The 19,017-nt window shown below is 27.5% G+C and carries 10 protein-coding genes; 8 read left to right on the top strand and 2 right to left on the bottom strand.

Translation table 4 applies throughout. The features are described 5' to 3' along the window. Nucleotides 1–29 precede the first annotated feature (29 nt). Both KW512_RS01585 and KW512_RS01580 read right to left on the bottom strand, forming a co-directional pair. The gene (locus tag KW512_RS01585) at nt 30–4,574 is read right to left on the bottom strand and encodes an MGA_1079 family surface serine endopeptidase (protein ID WP_258841748.1); all 4,545 of its coding nucleotides are present in this window, start codon (nt 4,572–4,574) and stop codon (nt 30–32) included. Nucleotides 4,575–4,966: 392 nt separating this feature from the next. Beyond that, nucleotides 4,967–6,262, bottom strand: a complete 1,296-nt coding sequence (locus tag KW512_RS01580) for an ATP-binding protein (RefSeq protein ID WP_258841747.1) — start codon at nt 6,260–6,262, stop codon at nt 4,967–4,969. A 246-nt stretch (nt 6,263–6,508) separates the two neighbouring features. On the opposite strand from KW512_RS01580, the gene KW512_RS01575 reads away from it, so the two are divergent. From KW512_RS01575 to KW512_RS01540, 8 genes are all read left to right on the top strand, one after another. Further along, a complete protein-coding gene (locus KW512_RS01575) occupies nt 6,509–7,537 on the top strand; it encodes a DNA cytosine methyltransferase (protein WP_258841746.1) in 1,029 nt (342 codons plus the stop codon). A gap of 26 nt (nt 7,538–7,563) precedes the next feature. Next, on the top strand, nt 7,564–7,713 hold the full coding sequence (locus KW512_RS01570; RefSeq protein WP_258841745.1) for a helix-turn-helix domain-containing protein: 150 nt from the start codon (nt 7,564–7,566) through the stop codon (nt 7,711–7,713). Between the two features lies 1 nt (nt 7,714). After that, complete coding sequence (gene dcm, locus KW512_RS01565) at nt 7,715–9,853, top strand: DNA cytosine methyltransferase (RefSeq protein ID WP_258841744.1); 2,139 nt, start codon at nt 7,715–7,717, stop codon at nt 9,851–9,853. Nucleotides 9,854–9,908: 55 nt separating this feature from the next. Next, a complete protein-coding gene (locus tag KW512_RS01560) occupies nt 9,909–10,037 on the top strand; it encodes a hypothetical protein (RefSeq protein ID WP_258841743.1) in 129 nt (42 codons plus the stop codon). A gap of 1,074 nt (nt 10,038–11,111) precedes the next feature. Then, nucleotides 11,112–13,091 (top strand): S8 family serine peptidase, encoded by a 1,980-nt coding sequence (locus KW512_RS01555; protein ID WP_258841742.1) that lies wholly within the window; start codon nt 11,112–11,114, stop codon nt 13,089–13,091. After that, entirely contained in the window at nt 13,081–14,496 is a 1,416-nt protein-coding gene (locus tag KW512_RS01550; RefSeq protein WP_258841741.1) for a hypothetical protein, read from the top strand. Before KW512_RS01555 ends, KW512_RS01550 begins: the two co-directional genes overlap by 11 nt. 512 nt (nt 14,497–15,008) lie before the next feature. Continuing rightward, nucleotides 15,009–17,090 (top strand): S8 family serine peptidase, encoded by a 2,082-nt coding sequence (locus KW512_RS01545; protein WP_258841740.1) that lies wholly within the window; start codon nt 15,009–15,011, stop codon nt 17,088–17,090. Continuing rightward, nucleotides 17,080–18,558, top strand: a complete 1,479-nt coding sequence (locus KW512_RS01540) for a hypothetical protein (RefSeq protein ID WP_258841739.1) — start codon at nt 17,080–17,082, stop codon at nt 18,556–18,558. Before KW512_RS01545 ends, KW512_RS01540 begins: the two co-directional genes overlap by 11 nt. Nucleotides 18,559–19,017: the final 459 nt, after the last annotated feature.

Here is a 19,017-nt window from a genome sequence, read left to right as displayed (position 1 = left end):
AAATTTATACACTTTTTTGACATTTTGATTTATTTTGTGTTTGTTTTAAATGGATTAAAAAATCATGGTGAATTTGCACTGGCGGGCGCAAGTAGATGCCATCTTAAAATTTGAGCAGCAAATGATTTAGTATTTTTTAAATCCAATGGATGTTCACCATTGAAGTTCACACCAAAATAGTTAAAACCGCGAGTTGCATAATTTCAACCTTGCAAACTGTTGCGAGGTGTTCCGGAGTTAATTAATGAAATGTAATTGTTATCAGCGCTTAAAATTCCAGTTCCTGAATTTCCGGCGTCAAAATATGTAGGCACATAGCCATTTTGATGTCTTAACATTACATTATAATTGCTTAATCCTGGTCGGTGAATAACATATGCAGATTGTTTTCCATAAGGGAAACCAACAATTGAAAAGTCATAAATTAATGACTGGTGGTTTATATTATAATCCATACCATTGAAATTAAATTTCATATTTTCAAGCGCTAGTCATGATTTTAATCAGTTGGCATACTCATATTTTCCTTGTGCAAGCGCTTCATCATAAAGTGGCTTAACATCGACCACAAAAATAGTAGCATCAATATTGCGGCCTTTATGTTCCTTTCCATCCCGACTTTGTTGATCTGATCCAGATCAAATTTGAGAAAGTAGAAATCCAGAATTTGGGTCTTCTTCTTGCTTTTGGCCTTGTATTGGTTTAGGTTTTGTATTTTTTGAAGAATTTGGACCTTTTAATAAGCCACCTCAGTAACTAAATCCAGCATTAACATTATTTCCAAAATTAAGTGAAGGTTTTACAATGTAACTATATCTTCGATAAGTGTTTGGCAGGCCAGTTGTTGAGTTATTTAGCTGGTCAAAATTTTTGACATTTTCTACGTGATTATTAGTTATAAAGTAGAATTTTCAGTCATTTTCATCATTATTTACTTTTCCAATCATCGTTGCAGAACCAAAACTAAAAGCAAGTGCACGTTGGAAATTATTTTCAAATTGAGGATTTGATTTGATAGTGGAATAATTTATATAATCATTGTTTTGTAAATAACCATTATGAATTTCATAGGGAACGTTTTGGTTTGGAAAATAAACATTTTTTCGAACACTAGGATCGGTATAAAAAGGAATTGGTGCATTTTCTTGAGTGTATGAAATCTGCTTATAATCGAATAAATTAGTTCGTCTAGTATGCTCTTCATATTGTTCATAATTCTCATAAATAACATTTACACCAGCTCCTCTATCTCACAAGATAAAAGCTTTATTTTTGTCAAATTTATCATTATTTGTAAAAGGATCATAACCTTGAGTGGTATTTACATAATTCACAGGATTACCAACAATAATGCTATATTCTTCACCTTTCAAACTTAATTTAAAGTGCAATCCATCTATTTTTTTTGTAACATTTAATACTAATGTTAATTTGGGAAGTGGTGTAGAGGAAGTATTAGTATTATTATATCTTTCTGGTAGTTCAAGTTCAATATTTAGTTTTGACTTTATTTTCAGTTCTGAATAGTCTATAGTAAATGAAGGAAACTTATGTTTAGCTTCATTGCCAATGATAGGATCGCCTGGTTTAGTGAATCTATTATAGCGATTGTCATCTTGAATTAAAACATTTCCATAAATTGTTAAATCTAGTTTTACATCTCGAGCATTTTCTAACATTTTTTCAAGGTACTTTTCTTTTAAAACTCAGGATGCACCTTTTCCATCTTGTGATCAAATTGCATCTTTAGCATTAAATTCAATTTGCCGATTTCGAATAACTTGATAATTTTCTACTATTAAAGTATTAAGACCCGAATGTCTTCATTTGAAACTTGAATTTTTGATATCATCAAGTGAAACAGAATTCGAACCAGCAACCTTGTATCAATTATTACCAACAACTATTTTTTCTGTTTCTTTTTTTTGGTTAGGGTAAGTATATTTTAAATTAATATAAGTATTGTTTTTATACTCAACTTTTTCATGAATTGTAATATCTTTAGTCTCAATAGAATAGTTATTTAGTGTCAAAGTTTGTTTATTTCAAGTTAATTGTTGATTATTATATTGAAAATCTTGTAGACTCACTTTATTCATAAGTAATTCTGGATATATATTATTTTGAAAATCATTTGATAAATTCACAAGTGTAATTTCTTCTGATTTTGAATAAACTTTGCTAGGATCACTTTTATTAATAAAGCCAATTTTGAATTTTAGCTCGCCTGTTCTTTCTGATTTTACATCATAATATACAATAAAATAGTCATTAATAATAGCAGAAATATTATTTGGATTAGTTGTTACTCCACTAGGAATTATGCTATTTGTATTTACTACAAAAACATTTGCTGAATTATCAATTTTAGCTTGAATACTTTGTTTGTCAAATTCATCTCCTCCGGTGGCAGCTTTTGATTCATCTAAAGTTCCTTTAAACTCTGTTGAATCATTTTGAGTCTTGTTATTATGATTATTTTTAAGTTTTAATAAATATTGTAGGGCACTACCAGCATCTTGTTTTCGAAATTGGCTAACTAAGTGTTGAGGGTTTAAAACACTAAAAAGTGTTTCTTTTCCGTTCACTTTAGCACCTGGAGTTTTTCTTAAATCGAAATTAGAGGCGTTAATTTCATCAATTAATTTTTTATGACTATTATCAAAATTACTACTTACTCAATTAGAAGGTAATTCAATATCACTAGCACGAAGTGGTCGAAAATATCACATATTTTTAGCATATTTAGTTTTATAATCGCTTTCAGTTATCTCTAAATTTCAATCTTGAAAATTAAGTTCTTGATTGTCCTTTTTGATTCCAAAAATTAATTTTGCTGTCCCGCCGCGATTAGAATCATAAATATTTGAATGATCAAGTACTTCCTTAACAAAAAGTGAGTACTTACCAATTTGTGGCCACTTATAGATTTCATTCAATTTTTGTAGTGCTAACATTGAAGGAATTCCATGATGATCAACATCTTGTTTAATAGGTTGTAGATCTTTTAAAATTGGTTGGCTAGCCTCTAGACTATGGTAAGATCAATCTTTATTTGTAAGGTAACTAGAAATTAAAAGTTCTAGATCAGCTCGATCCTTTTTGCTTCCTATTAAATCTTTTGTTCGTAGTTCAATCTCGACATTGGATTTTAGCTCTAAAGTTTTAACAACTTTGTTGAACATTAAAAAATGCACTTGTGCACTAAAGTGTTTATTTTTATAGCTTATTTGGCCTAAATTATGTTTAAAAATTTGATCAATTCTATTACCTTTAGATCTAAAATTTTCTTTAATAAAATCTTGTAAATTATCAATATACGTCTCTTGAATTTGTGATAATTTAATTTTATCAAATTCATATAAATCATCAAGTGAGTTAAATTTTTTGTCTAATTCTTTAATTTTGCTTTCTATATTAAACTTGCCTTTGTTGTGAAAATCAAGAGTTTTTGTAAGGCGAGCTCGATGATTATTTTTATCTTTAACTTGATATGTGATTTCTAATTTGTTATTGTCTAATTTACTAATATTAGTATCTTTTATTTCAAAAGTGTAGCCTTCTTTTTCAATTTTAGTTAATAATTTTGTAGTTTCAACATCAAAAGCTGCAGGATTTAATTTGTCCTGTAGTTCATAAGTACTTATTTTTTCATCATCAAAAGAGGGATTTGCATCATTAATTGCTTGCTCAATATTTTTAATATTTTCTTCTGATGTGTTGCCATTCAATTCATTTTGAAGTCTTATTATTTCATTTTGTGTACCATTAATTTGTACTTCTAAATTATCTATATTATCAGAAAAAGCTAGTTGGTTATTGTGAAAAAATGATTGTGCTTTTAAAAGTGTTGTATCTAATAATTTATCAACATTATTTGTGGTAGAAGTATATTTCGAAGTTGTTTTTACAAAGTTTGCTGATTCAATTGTTTCCTTTAATTTTGCTGATAAATTTGAAATTTTGTTAAATTTTTCTTCTAGTTTTTTAAGATCTTCAGCACTTTTTTGCTCACTTACTTTTTCTGCAAAAAAGTGTTTAAAACTAGAAGAAATTGTACTAAGTTTACTAATTTTTTCAATAGTGTCTTGTTGTTGCTGTTCAAATAAGGTTAGTTGAGTTTTTTTAGATGTTTTAGAATTTGTATTATTTTCTAAAGAAGAGGCGTTATTAGTTTGGCTGGCATTATTTTCGGTAGCACTTGTAGTATTTTTTAGAGAATCTGAATCAATATTAGTATCAATTTTGGAAGATTCATCTGTTCTTGTAGCAGAATTTGATGTATTTTTTATATCTTTTTCTGATTCTTGATTTTCCTCTTCTGTTTTATCTTCTGTCTTTGTTTTGATTTGTTCATTATCTCTTCTTGAGGTTGAATTATTTTCCTCTTCTTTTTTGTCTGAAGATAAATTATTTTGGTTATCTAAATTTGGTTTCTTAGGCAGTGGTTTTGCATTTTCGTTTTGTTTAGCTGGTATTTTAATTTCAGGAGTAGTTCCACAAGCAATTGCAACACCAAAAACTGTTACAAAAGAAGATAAAAGTAAGCTAAATTTAGTAATTTTAGATTTCATAATTAACCTTTTATTGAATACAATATTTTTTTTATTATATAACACATTTTACTTTTTTGTAAAAAGGTGAAAAATAAACTTTAGGTTTTGGTAATAAAACTAAAATTGTTCATGGTTTTGCAACACAGTTTGGGTTTTTCTAAATATTTAAAATAAGATCTTCTTTATAATAATTTGGAAATAAAAAATGCAACCATAACTAAACCAGAACAAAAAAGCCAACGCCTTAATCTTAATTTTCTTTGTCCTGGTTTAGTCCAGACAATTAAATTTTTTACCTTAATTTGTGTTGGCTTGAACTTACAATCAAGCTTTTAAAAACCCCTCGAATTCGAGGGGGTTAAATTCAAGATCATTTAATTGCTCCCATATTCCTAAATATTCTTTAAAAATTATAAGTCTATTATTGATTCATTAAGCAAAAAATCTTCTAAACCAATGTATAAAATACCATTTTCATCGTGTTTTGGAATTATTTTGTTTCTTACTATAACTATTTTTTTAAATGAATCATTTATTTTTTTAAGCGAGGTTATTTCTTGTTCTTTTTTCTCTAAATTGTCAATATTAAGTGCTGATTGAATATAGTATCTTTTGTGGCCTTTATTTATAACAAAATCTATTTCAAGCTGAATTTTTTTTCTTGTTGAGCCATTTTTAAATTCATGTTCTACAACACCAATGTCAATATTGTATCCTCTTCGAAGTAAATCATTGTAGATTATATTTTCCATAATATGAGTGTTTTCTATTTGACGAAAATTTAATCTTGCATTTCTTAGCCCAATATCTGAAAAATAATATTTAAGTGGGGTTGAAAAATATTTAGAGCCCTTTACATCGTAGCGATAAGCGCATTGAATAATATAAGATTCTTCAAAAAATTTAAGATACTTAAAAATTGTATTTGATGATATGTGTATTTGTTTTTCTGACAAAAAACGGTTTGCAAGCTTAGAGGGGTTGGTTAAAGAACCAATATTTGAAGATGTAAAGTCAAGCAGGATTTCAAGTATTTGTTGCTCATTATGTATTTTGTTGCGCTCAAGAATGTCTTTAATATACGTTTGCTTGAATAACTGCTTTAAATAATGACTTTTTTGTTCATCATTTTGCAATTTATAAATATGTGGCATACCACCATATACAAAATAATGTTCAAAAGCTTCTGATTTGTCATCAAATAATTCATAAATTTCAGCAAAAGATAAAGGATTTACATGCACTTGGTCTCCGCGGTCTCTGAATTGAGTTAATAAATCTGATGAAAGCATTTTAGAGTTACTACCAGTAATATAAATGTCTAAGTTACTATGTTTCATAAGACTTAAAAGCACATCTACAAAGGTTATATTTTTTTCTTTAGTCTCAACATAGGGATTTGATACATTTTCAGATAATTGAATTTCGTCAATGAAAATGTAGTACATTTTGTTTATATTTTTTGTTTTTTTCTTAATATATTCATTTAATCTAAATGGATTTCGGTATTCAATATTATCAATTTGGTCAAGAGCAATTGTTATAATTTGATTTTCTTTAGTTCCATTGCTAAGTAGGTAATCACGATAAAAATTGAATAATAAATATGATTTTCCACACCTTCTTATTCCGGTGATAATCTTGATTCTGCCATTCTCTTTTTTATCAATTAATTGGTTAAGATAAAAATCGCGCTTTATTATCATTTTGCTACCTCGCTTGAAAAATTTAAGTGGATTTCCACCTTTTTATTTCAAAATAATTTTAACATAAATAAACTTATGTTTAGTAATAGTTTGAAAAATTTAGGTGGATTTCCACCTTTTTATTTCAATGTATCCAATATATTTAATTTAAATTTGCGAAAATACTTAAAACATTATCTATTTATAAATGCTTGTCTATCAATTTTTGTTATAATTAAATAAGATAAAAAGACAGGGGATCTGTTAATGAATAGTGAGTATACAAGTATTGAACTTTTTGCAGGCGCAGGAGGATTGGCGCTAGGGTTAGAGCAGGCGGGATTTAAGCACATCGGATTAGTTGAAAATGACAAATATGCTGTCAGTACACTAAAAGCTAACAGACCAAAATGGAATGTTATTTGTGAAGATATAGAGATTGTTGCTAAGAAAGATTTAGAAAAAGAATTTAACATAAAAAAAGGAGAATTAGATTTATTATCTGGTGGGGTACCTTGCCAAAGTTTTAGTTATGCTGGTAAAAGATTAGGACTTGAGGATGTTAGGGGTACAATGTTTTATCACTATGCAGTGTTTTTAAATAAATTGCAACCTAAAATGTTGTTGTTTGAAAATGTAAAGGGACTTTTATCTCACGATAAGGGGAGAACATTCAAAACAATTATTAATATTTTTGAGCAAGAGGGATATAAAATATTCTACGAGGTATTAAATGCTTGAGACTATGGTGTTGCTCAGAAAAGAGAACGATTAATTGTCGTTGGCATAAGAAATGATTTAGTTAATGATAAAGAATTTGTCTATCCTTCAAAATATGAATATAAACCAGTATTATCGGATATTTTACAAGATGTTCCTAGTAGTCTAGGCGCCAAGTATTCAAAAACAAAAGAAGATATTTTTTCATTAGTTCCTCCAGGGGGATATTGAAGAGATATTCCCGAGGATATAGCTAAAAAGTATATGAAGTCTTGTTGGTATATGGGCGGTGGAAGAACAGGAATACTAAGGAGATTGAGTTTAGATGAGCCGTCATTAACAGTTTTAACTACACCCCAAATGAAACAAACCGATAGATGTCATCCAACAGAGACTAGACCATTCACCGTCAGAGAAAATGCTAGAATACAATCTTTTCCAGATGAATGGATATTTACAGGGCCAATGTCTTCACAATACAAGCAAGTAGGAAATGCAGTTCCTTGTAATTTAGCAAAAGAAGTAGGTTTAAAAATATTGGAGAAGTTAGAGGAAATTAGATATAGAAATTTATAAGTTAGATTTTATTTCACAAGAAGATTTTGAAAAAAGCTTCTGGTATTAGCAGCAATATTGTAGCTAGAATGGGAAAAGATGAAAGTGTAAGTTTAGAAACGATAGTAAAAATATGTGCCGCACTAGATTGTAAAATTAAAGAAGTGGTTGAAATAATTAGGGATACGGAGATTTAAAATGAGTAAGAATCTTAAATTTATAGATTTATTTTCAGGAATAGGCGGATTCAGGTTAGCGCTTGAAGAGTTGGGATTAGAATGTGTATTTAGTAGCGAAGTAGACGAACACGCAATAGAAATGTACAAAGCTAATTTTGGCGATAATTCTAAATGTGATATTACACAATTAAATCCAGAAACATTGCCTAATTTCGATATTCTTTGTGCAGGATTTCCTTGTCAAGCTTTTTCAATTAGTGGAAAGCAAAAAGGTTTTGAGGACAGAGCAAGAGGAACTTTGTTTTTCGATATTTGCAGAGTATTAAAGGAAAAAGAACCTAAAGCATTTATTTTAGAAAATGTTCAAAATTTAGAAAAACACGATAAAGGAAATACTCTATTTATAATGATAAAAACTTTGAATGAATTAGGATATTCTGTTTCATATAAAGTTTTGAATGCTAAAGATTTTGGTGTACCTCAAAATAGAGAAAGAATAATAATAATTGGAAATAAAGAGGGTAAGGTATTTGATTTTAGTGATATACAGAAACATAAAGTAAGTTCAATGTATGAATTTCTTGATAAACAGGGTGAGTTTGAATACTTAGAAGAAACAGACTACACTTTAATAGAAACAGAAAGAATTAAGAAGCAAAAATCAGGGCTTATTTTTTGTGGGTATCGAAATAAAAAAATTCGCACAATTGGAGTTAGAGAGGGAACAAAATATTTATCAAGAGTTCATAAACAACCAAACAGAATTTATTCTGCTAAAGGAATACATCCAACAATTACTTCTCAAGAGCAAAGCGGAAGATATTTTATTTATGTTGATGGTAAAGTTAGAAAACTGACACTTAATGAATGTTATAAGTTTATGGGATTTCCAAATGACTTTATAAAGGTCGGGACAAAAGCAAAATTGTATGAAAGAATAGGGAATAGCGTTTGTGTACCAATGATAAGAAATGTTGCTAAAGAAGTAATAAATCAATTTTGGAAGGAAAGTGAGGGCAATGTAGTGAATGTGAGTGAGTTTTTAGAAAAAACATATAATGATAGTTTGTCAATTAAGTCCTTAGATGAAATTGATTTAACAGATACTCAGAAAAATTATATTAAGTCAATTGTTGAAAAACAGGAAACCTTAAAAGGTGTATATACTGTCTTAGTTACAAGTTTAGTATATAAATGTTTGCATATAGAACAAGATATTAGATTACATCAGGCAAATATGGAGAATGGTTATAGCGGAAGAAGTTTTGATACTAAATACATTACTCCATTTATGAAACAGAAGCAGTTCTTAGGAGCAATGAAAGAGTCAGGATGGTTCACAAGAAGTCTTGAACAGAATATACCATACAACTTAGATTTTCCAGGTAAGATAAATAATAAAGTGGTTAAAGACGCTTTCTTAAAGATTTTAAATGATATAGAAGAGAATGGGGCTAAACCACAAAATTATTTAATGGGAATCTTTCATTTAAGCATAAAAGCAAGGGAACTTAAATCTGTTAGAGTGATAAACCCGGTAGAAAGAGAATCGAGTTTGAGTATAAATGAGATAATAGATTTGTTAGAAAAACATTTTTATTATAGTTATAAAAGTAGAGGAGCTTCCATATTGCCAGTAGTTGCACTATACAGTGTGTATGAATGTATAACTAAAGAGTTAAAAAGATTTGACGATAAATTTTTACAGCAAATATCATCTCATTATAGTTCTGATAGAAGTAGTGGAAATGCTGGCGATATTGTAGTTATAAACAACGATGGAAGTTTATATGAAGTTGTAGAAGTAAAGTTTGATATAGCACCAGACTATATAATGGTAGATGATGCCTATAAAAAGTTTTGTAATACAACAATACAAAGGTATTATATATTAAGTACATTGGCTCCTAAAGATGATGAATTAGAAATAATTCATGATTTAGTTGAAAAAATCAAAACTGAACATGGTTGTCAAGTAATTATAAATGGTGTATTTCCGACCTTAAAATATTATTTAAGATTGTTAGATAATACGGATTTATTTATGGAAAGGTATATTCATAACATACAAACTCATCCAGAAATAAATGCAGAACACAAAATAGCTTGGAATGATTTATTAACAAAAAAAGAAAAAAACAATACTAAAGGCGGTTAAGAAATAAAAATCTTAGTCGCTTTTTCTATGCTCAAAATTCAAAAGAAGAAGAATTGTGGAAACTAAAACTGAATTACAAAAGCTAAAATCAGAGATTGAAAGTAGACAAGAAGAAAACAGAAAACAAGAAAAAAATAAAATTAAGTATAGAAGAACAGCTAAAACAGGGAAAATAAAACACTAAAGAAAAGTGGAATTAAACTATCAGAACTAAAAGAAGTGAAGAAAAATAAAATCCCGAGTTTGCCAGTTTTAAGGCAAAAATTCACTTTTTAGTGGATCTAAATATGAAAAAACACCCGGATTTACGGGTATTTTTGACGCTAAAAACTTAATTTTTAATATTTTAAAATTAGTCTTTTGCAAAAAAAAAAAAAAATGTTTGGTCTAAAATAAAATTGTGTTATAATAAGTGGCACTAAGAATGAATTAATAAATTTTGATATTGAATTAAGGGGGAATTAGTTATGTTTTTGCCATAAAAAAATCAGAAAATGCGAATTATCCATTATATTTTTAAATATGATGGAATGCCTTAAATTTACCCGTTTAGAAATCTACAAATTTATGGCTTTTGATTATGGCTCTTTCAAAACTTCACATATTTTTTTAGGCTCAATATAAATAAAAACGAGTTTTCTATTTATATTGAGTTTAAATTGTAGTTGTATTTTTTATGATTTTTGTCAGTGTTTTAAACTAAAAAAGTAGTTTAAAAATTCCAAAATTTTGCTTTTTAAGTTAAAATTTTAGCTTTTTTGGTTTGCTTTATTTGATTAATAAGTGTTTTTTTCTTTCGTGAGTGTCAGATTTAAAATTCAGTGTTTTGGCTTTGATAGTCATTTTTCGTGTTTGCCCTCAAACTAACAAACTCGGATTTTTTTCCCGAGTTTCCCAGTTTCATAAGGTAATTTTAAAAAAGTATCATGGTTTTAGGTGCTTTTTTAAATTTTTGGCAAAAGTTAATTACAATTTTTATTAGCGATTTATTAGGATATTAAAGTAAAAATTATACCTATTTCAAATATTTAGATCACAAAATTATGAACACTCCCGAAGAAAAATTAACAAAGGCGTTGCAATTAAAATTACTGGTAAAAACTAGTTGCCTGATTTTTTTCTATTAATTTTTTTTTAGTTTTTATAACAACTTTTATTGAATCACAACTATTTTTTGGTATAATTAATTAAGAATAAAAAGATAGTTTAGAAATTTCTTACTTGATATAGATTAGATAGAAGATAAGATTTGGTTTTTATGGTTAAAAAATTTAAAAAAATTAAAAAGTTTGCCTTATATTTGTCTGGTTTTGCTTCAATTCCATTAATATACAGTTCGCTGCTTATAAATTGAAATAATAATAAGCAATATTGGTATTCTACAAACTTTAGTAATAAAATCGATGTAAGGGAACCTTTTATTAAAAAATTAAATAAATCGTCAAGGGTTGAAAGCCTAGATAATAATTTTGAATTAAAATTATTATTAGACCCTGACTTTTTAGATACTGATCCTGAAAAAATAACTTCTTTTAATATTGACTTTTTAGAAAAAATGAAGAAGTTAAACTTAAGATATAAAGAAACAAAATACAGCCAAATGTTGCCAATTGTCTGGTTTTATTTTGAAACTGAAAATGATCGAGAATTTTTTGTTAAAAATTCCTTAAAAAATTCTACTATCAGTCGATTTATTGTTTATAAAAATGAAGAAAAAGACAAACAAACAGGACATGTTGAAATTATTGATGATAATAATCCGTTAAATAATAATGATAATTATCACTCACTTTTTAGCGAGTCATTAAATAAAAATATTTCAATAGTAAATTTTCAAAAACAAGCAGCAAAAGACAGTGAAAATCAAGATAAGACCACCTCAAAGGTTGGTGCTATAGAATTTTTAGACAAATTTAACTCAAATTTTAATATATATTTTAATGAAAATCAATTAACTATAAACGATCTAGTCTCAAATAGACCTAAGCAAGCAGAAAAACCATATCATTCAACGCTAGTCTCATTAATTTTAGGCGGCAAGACAGGTGTTGATAAAAAGTCGGATTTGTATTTATCAATATTTAAAACAGATGCTGAATGACACAAAGCAATCGAATGAATGGCTACTAATAATGTAAGGATAATAAATCATAGTTATGGAAATAAGTTTGTTGATTTTAAAGACTACAACGAAAATGCATATTTACTTGATTTTTTAGCAAGAAAATATGGCGTAATTAATGTCTTTGCTGCAGGTAATGGTGCTGATAAAATTGACAAGCATGAATTTGGCAAAAATAAATCTGATTATAATCCATGAATTGATGATAGAAGCTTGTCACTAAATTCAATAGTAGTTGGTGCCCTCCAAGATAATTCTAGTAATTCTAATATTCCAAAAAATGAAATAGCACCTTATTCTAATTTTAAAACTGGTGATCAATACTTGCAATTTGCTAAGCCCTTATTAGTAGCTCCAGGTCAGATTTATAATGTTCTTGATGATAAAAATCAATCCGGTCAAAGCAAAAAATATGTAAGTGGAACTAGTTATGCAGCGCCTATTGTAACCGGACTAATATCAACACTTTTAAGAGAAATAATTTTTGTTCGTGATGATTTTAGAGTTCCGGCAATAAAATCCCTTCTTTCTGTTTCTGCAATAAGTCCAAATCATATTGATTTGGATAAAAAAGATAGTGGTTATTATGAAAAATATGGGGCTGGAACCCCTGATTTTGAAAAAATGAAAGAAGCAGTAGAAAATACTAGTTATATTTTCGGCAATAAAGAAAATGAGGGCGAAGTTATTTTTACTGGCAATAGGTTCTGAGTTAATTCAAATGAGCGAGTTAAAACCTCTTTGTCTTGAAATTTTAACGCTGGTTTGCTAAAAAATAACGAAAAAAGCCAAAATACATCTAGCTGATGGTGATTTTTACCGGCAATTACCAGAAATGTTACCGGCGATTGATTACCATTAGAGGCAACAAAAAAACGACAAGGTGGTACTTTTGTTTCAGATTATGATCTTTACTTACAAAAATTAAATTCAAATGGCGATTGAGTTGATGTTGCAAGATCTAATAGCATCCTGAGCAACGATGAATTAATAGATTTTAAGTCAAACGAATCTGCCTATTATCGTATTTATGTTAAAAATTATAGATCTTCCGTTTTTGAAAATTCGGAGGATGACAGATTAGTTGCTTCATATTTGGTGCATAATGAAAATTAAATATTTTTTTAGTAAATTTATAGTTATAAGTTCCTTAACTTTGCCAGTTTTTTTGAGTTCATGTGGTCAATTTTTTAATTTCACCACTACTAAACCAAGTCTACCAAGCCTAGATGAAGATAATCATAAATATAGTGGAGATTATTTTTTAAATCTATTAGATAAACATTATGAAGAGAACAATGTAAAAAGGGCGACATTTTCGCCATTAAATTTTTTCTATTCCTTGCAAAAAGAAAATAAAGATAGCAATGTAGCCCAAAATCGAAGCCGAAATTATTTTCTTGGTAATAAAAACTCAATTGATATTTATACTCTTGAAGAATTTCAAAAAAATATAGTTGACAAATCCAAAGAAATTACAAAAGACGCCAATATAGATCGTTTTGTTAGTGATGCTTCAATAAAAAAAGAATTTGAAGAAAAATTTCTAAATGGTACAACAATAGAAGAAACACTTAAGAACAACAATATTTTAATTATGGAACATTTTGGCGAAAAAAGTCTATTATCGGCTAGACATTATTATTTTGACGATAAAGAGGATCACTATATAAATATGACTCCTTTTCGAGCAAAAGATATTCATTATATTCAGTATACGAATTTGGGGATTGAGCCAGTTTTTAATCCATATTTTACCGTTGTTTTATATCCCAAAGATCGAAAAATTTATTTTCACTATGATTTTAATAAAGCTGACGCAGAAACTTTAGTAAATAAAACTAGAAAAATTTATCATGATCTTGAAAAAAGGTATTTACTTCCGAATTATTTAAAAAATAAAGCATTTTATGATATTTTCGATGAAATTAAGTCTATCCAAAAGAAAAATAAAATTCAATTTTTTAAATTAAAGCAACCCTACGATAAAGTTGCTGAAAAACTCGACCCTTGAGTCAATAATTTTTTCGAAAATAAACATGCGATAATAAAAAATTTAGAAGAATTTAAAGATAAAATAATTAATCGTATTTCAAAATTGGATCCAAGTTTAAAGATAGATGAAAAAGAATTTATAAATGATTTTGAAACAAAAGTATTTAGTGGAAAAAAGCTAGAAGATATCTTTAAAAATTCAAATATTTTTATATATGAAACATGAGAAAAGTTTGTCTATGGTTCTCCTCAATCTTATTATTTAAATTCTGGTAATAAATCAACAACAGTAGAATTTGAAAATATAATCATTACAAATGAAGAAAATAACAATATTTTTTTAGAACCTATTAGCCATTCAGATTATAGTTTTGATGCTTTTACGCGTTTTTTCCCGTCATCAAAATTTAATAAACTTGCCTTTCAAATTTTAGTAGTTCCAAAAGAAAAAAATATTGTCTTTAATAAAAAAATTAATCGCCTTAAAACACTCGAATCAGTAATAAAAAATTATTTACAAAAATAGAAAAATGAAAAGAACGAGCTAGTACAGATTTATTTTTCATAGACTTATCAAACTTTTTTGCCAATTTCTTATTAAATTGTTTCATATACATGCAAAATTAACTCTTTATGTCAATTTTGCATTTTTTTTCCAATTTTCCCAGTTTGATGAGGTAATCTTGAAAAAGTCTCTGTTTTTAGGTACTTTTTTAATTTTTTTGATAAAAGTTAATTACAATTTTTTACTGATTTACTAAAATATGAAAGCAAAATCACATCTATTCCAAATATTTAGATCACAAAATTATGAACACCCCCTAGAAAAATTAACAAAAGTACTACACTCAAAATCGCTAATAAAAAAGTAGTTGTATGAATTTTTTCTACTAATTTACATTTAGTTTTTATAACAACTTTTATTGAATCACGACTATTTTTTGATATAATTAATTATGAATAAAAAGATGATTTATAAATTTGTTAAGTTCATATAAGTTAGATAGAAAATAAAATTCATAATAAGGTTTGGTTTTTATGACTAAAAAATTTAAAAAGTTTAAAAAATTTGCTTTATATTTGTTTGGTTTTACTTCAATTACATTAATATACAGTTCATTCTTTATAAATTGAAATAATAATAAGCAGTATTGATATTCTACAAATTTTAGTAATAAAATTGATGTAAGAGAGCCTTTTATTAAAAAATTAAATAAATCGTCAAAGGTTAAAAATCTAGATAATAATTTTGAATTAAAATTATTATTAAACCCTGACTTTTTAGATACTGAATCTAAAAAAATAACTTCTTTTAATATTGATTTTTTAGAAAAAATTAAAAAGTTAAACTTAAAATATAAAGAAGCAAAATACAGCGAAATGTTGCCAATTGTTTGGTTTTATTTTGATACTGAAAATGATCGAGAATTTTTTGTTAAAAATTCCTTAGAAAATTCTACTATCAGTAGATTTATTGTTTATAAAAATGAAGAAAAAGATGTACAAACAAGATATGTTGAAATGTTTGATGATAGTTATGAGTTAAATAATTATCAGTCAAATAATAATTATATTAATGATTGACTTTTTAAAATCTCGTTAGGCAGAAATATTTCAATAGTAAATTTTGAAAAACAAGCAGCAAAAGACAAACAAAATCAAAATAAAATCACCTCTAAGGTTGGTGCTATAGAATTTTTAGACAAATTTGACCCAAATTTCAATATATATTTTAATGAAAATCAATTAACTATAAACGATCTAGTTTCAGATAGATCTGATCAAAACAAAAAGCCAACTCATTCAACGCTAGTTTCATTAATTTTAGGTGGCAAAGTAGGCGTGGATAGAAAGTCGGATTTGTATTTATCAATATATCGAACAAATGCTGAATGACAAAAAGCAATCGAATGAATGGTTGGTACTAAGGGTGTAAAAGTAATAAATCACAGTTATGGAAATGGGAAAGCGGATTTTAAAGACTACAACGAGAATACGTATTTGCTTGATTTCTTAGCAAGAAAACATGGTGTAATTAATGTGTTTTCTGCAGGCAATAGCGCTGATGAAACTGACAAAAATAAAGTTGGTTATAATCCATGAATTGATGATAAAAGCTTATCACTAAATTCAATAGTGGTTGGAGCGCTTGAAGATAATTCTAATAGTTTTAATATAGCAAGAAATAGAATAGCTCCTTATTCTAATTTTAAAACTGGTGATGAATACTCGCAATTTGCTAAACCCTTAGTAGTCGCCCCGGGGCTGATTTATAATATTTTTTATGATAAAAATGAACCCGATAATAACAAACAATATATCCATGGAACGAGTTTTGCAGCCCCTATTGTAACTGGGTTAATATCAACACTTTTAAGAGAAAAACCAAATTTAGATTATAATGATTATAGAATTCCGGCGATAAAATCGATTCTTTCTGTTTCTGCAATAAGTCCAAATCATACTGGTTTGGTCAAAAAAAAGAATGGTTATTATGAAAAGTATGGGGCTGGAACCCCTGATTTTGAAAAAATGAAAAAAGCAGTAGATAACACCGCTTTTATTTCCGGCAATAAGGAAAATGTGGGCAAAAGTATTTTTACTAGCGATAAGTTTTGAGTTAATTCAAATGAGCGAATTAAATCCTCTTTGTCTTGAATGTTTAATGCTGGTATTCTAAAAAATAAGGAAGACTACAAAATAGGGCAAAATATACCTAGCTGATGGTGATTTTTACCCCCAATTACCGGGGTTGTATCTGGACTATTTAATCCTACAATTCCTATTAAAACTGCAGTTGGTTTAGGTCTAGCAGATATGCATAAGTGATCATCAGATCATCTTAACAAGCAATGATTGTCATTAGACGCAACTAAAAAACGACAAAATAATAATATTGTTTCTGATTATGATCTTTACTTACAAAAATTAAATTCATATGGCAAATGAGTTACTATTGCATCATCTAATAGTGACCTAGGTAATGATGAATTAATAGATTTTAAGTCAAACGAATCTGGTTATTATCGGATTAATGTTTGAAATTATAGATCTTCTGTTTTTGAAAATTCGGTGGATGACAAATTAGCTGTTTCTTATTTGGTAGACAATGAAAACTAAACTAATTCTTACTAAATTTTTGGGAACAACCCTTTTAATTCCGGCATTTTTTTTAACTTCCTGCGGAAATTTAATTCATTTTATTACTAAACAAATTTTTAATATAGATGAGGAAATTAACAATCCGAAAAATTATAATTCTAACTATTTTTTAAATTTACTAGCAAAACATTATGAAGAATTTAATGCAAAAAATGGTACTTTTTCAGCCTTAAATCTGTTTTATAACCAACCCCAAAGAAAACGTGACAAATATTTATTCCTTGGCGAACAAGATATAATAACAATCGAAAACCTAGAGCAATTTCAAAAAAATATTGTTAATAGAACAGAAGAAATTATAAAAAATAATCCTAATTTTGCCAAAGTTAATACTTCTGGACTCAAGTCAGAATTTGAAGACAAATTTCTAAAGGGAGAGCCTCTTGAAAAAGTATTAGAAAAAAACAATATTATAATAGACGAAAATGTCAGAAATTGAATGCAAACTCGTGTTACCCACTATTATTTTGAAGAAAATGGTTCTTCAAACATTATAGCTACAAGACTTGTACCAGATTATATTATAGAAGGAGAATTAGTTCAACCCCATGTAGTTTTTGATGATTCGCCTTTTTTTAATGTTATAGTTTACCCTAAAAATAAAACAATCACCTTTAGGGACATTGACGAAGGAATTTACATTAAAGATAATGATACAATTAAAGATTCTAGAAATAGGGAAAAGATAATTGAAAGAGAAGCTAGAAAAATTTATAATAAACTCACAAAAAAGTACAATTTGTCAAAAAACAAGATTAGCGGTTCTTCCCCCTCTTTTATATTTGATATTATCGATTTTAGCCAAGAAATTAATAATATTAAAACTTTAAAGCCAAAAATTCTTGATTTAATTACAGACAAAATTAAACCTTCATCTAACAGTTTTTTACCAAAAAAACATGCAATTATCAAGAATATTGACGAATTTAAGACAACAATTATTGACCGAATTTTAAAATTAGATCCTAAATTAGAAATTGACCAAAATGATCTAATTTCTGATTTTGAGCAAAAATTTCTAAACGGCGAAAAACTTGATGAATTTCTAAAAAATAACAATATTTTTATTTACGAAACTTGGGAGCGAATTGGTTATGAATCATTTTGAAGGTTGACTCCCGACCCTATACCAGATCCTGCTGATTTTCCAAAAAGGGTGGAGTGAGAAAAATTGCTTCTTAGAAAAACAGAAGATAATAATATTTTTTTGACAACAGTTTTTGAAACGGATTTAACACTAAATTTTGTTGGAAGTCCTAAATCTAGTTTTGAGAAGGTGGCTTTCCAAATCTTGGCTTTTCCTAAGAATAAGAATATCGTTTTTGATAAAAACGTTAGGCGGCTTGAACTAATTGATGATTTAAAAAAGAATTATTTAGATAAATATGAAGAAAAAGACAAACAAACAGTAAATAACGACGTATAAGTTTAAATTAGTAGAAAAAATAAGACAAATAATTTTTCATTTATAGTTTTGATTGTACACTTTTGTTAATTTTTTCTATCATGTTCATTTTAAAAGATTTGGAGAAATTAATTTAGGTTGTGTGGGGACTTGACTCTTTATATACAAATAACATAAATTCCTAAATTATGCGAGTTTCCCAGTTTGATGAGCTAATCTTGAAAAAGTCTCTGTTTTTAGGCACTTTTTTAATTTTTTGCAAAAGTTAATTACAATTTTTTTGCTGATTTATTAAGATATCAAAATAAAAATCATACCTATTCAAATAATTAGACCACTAGAAAACTCAGAAAAATCCTTTTAAAAAAGCTTAATATGATTAAACAACTAGCAAAAAACTACCAAAGTTTAGAAAATTTAAATCTTTTGAGCGTTCTTTTTGTACAAAATATTCATTTTTTACTTGAAAAAAATTATTAA

Origin of the sequence: Mesomycoplasma ovipneumoniae (assembly GCF_024758565.1) — a bacterium.
Classification (GTDB): Bacteria; Bacillota_I; Bacilli_A; order Mycoplasmatales; family Metamycoplasmataceae; genus Mesomycoplasma; species Mesomycoplasma ovipneumoniae_B.
The sequence above is the reverse complement of the archived record's forward strand: the minus strand, read 5'-3'. Positions and strand labels throughout refer to the sequence as shown.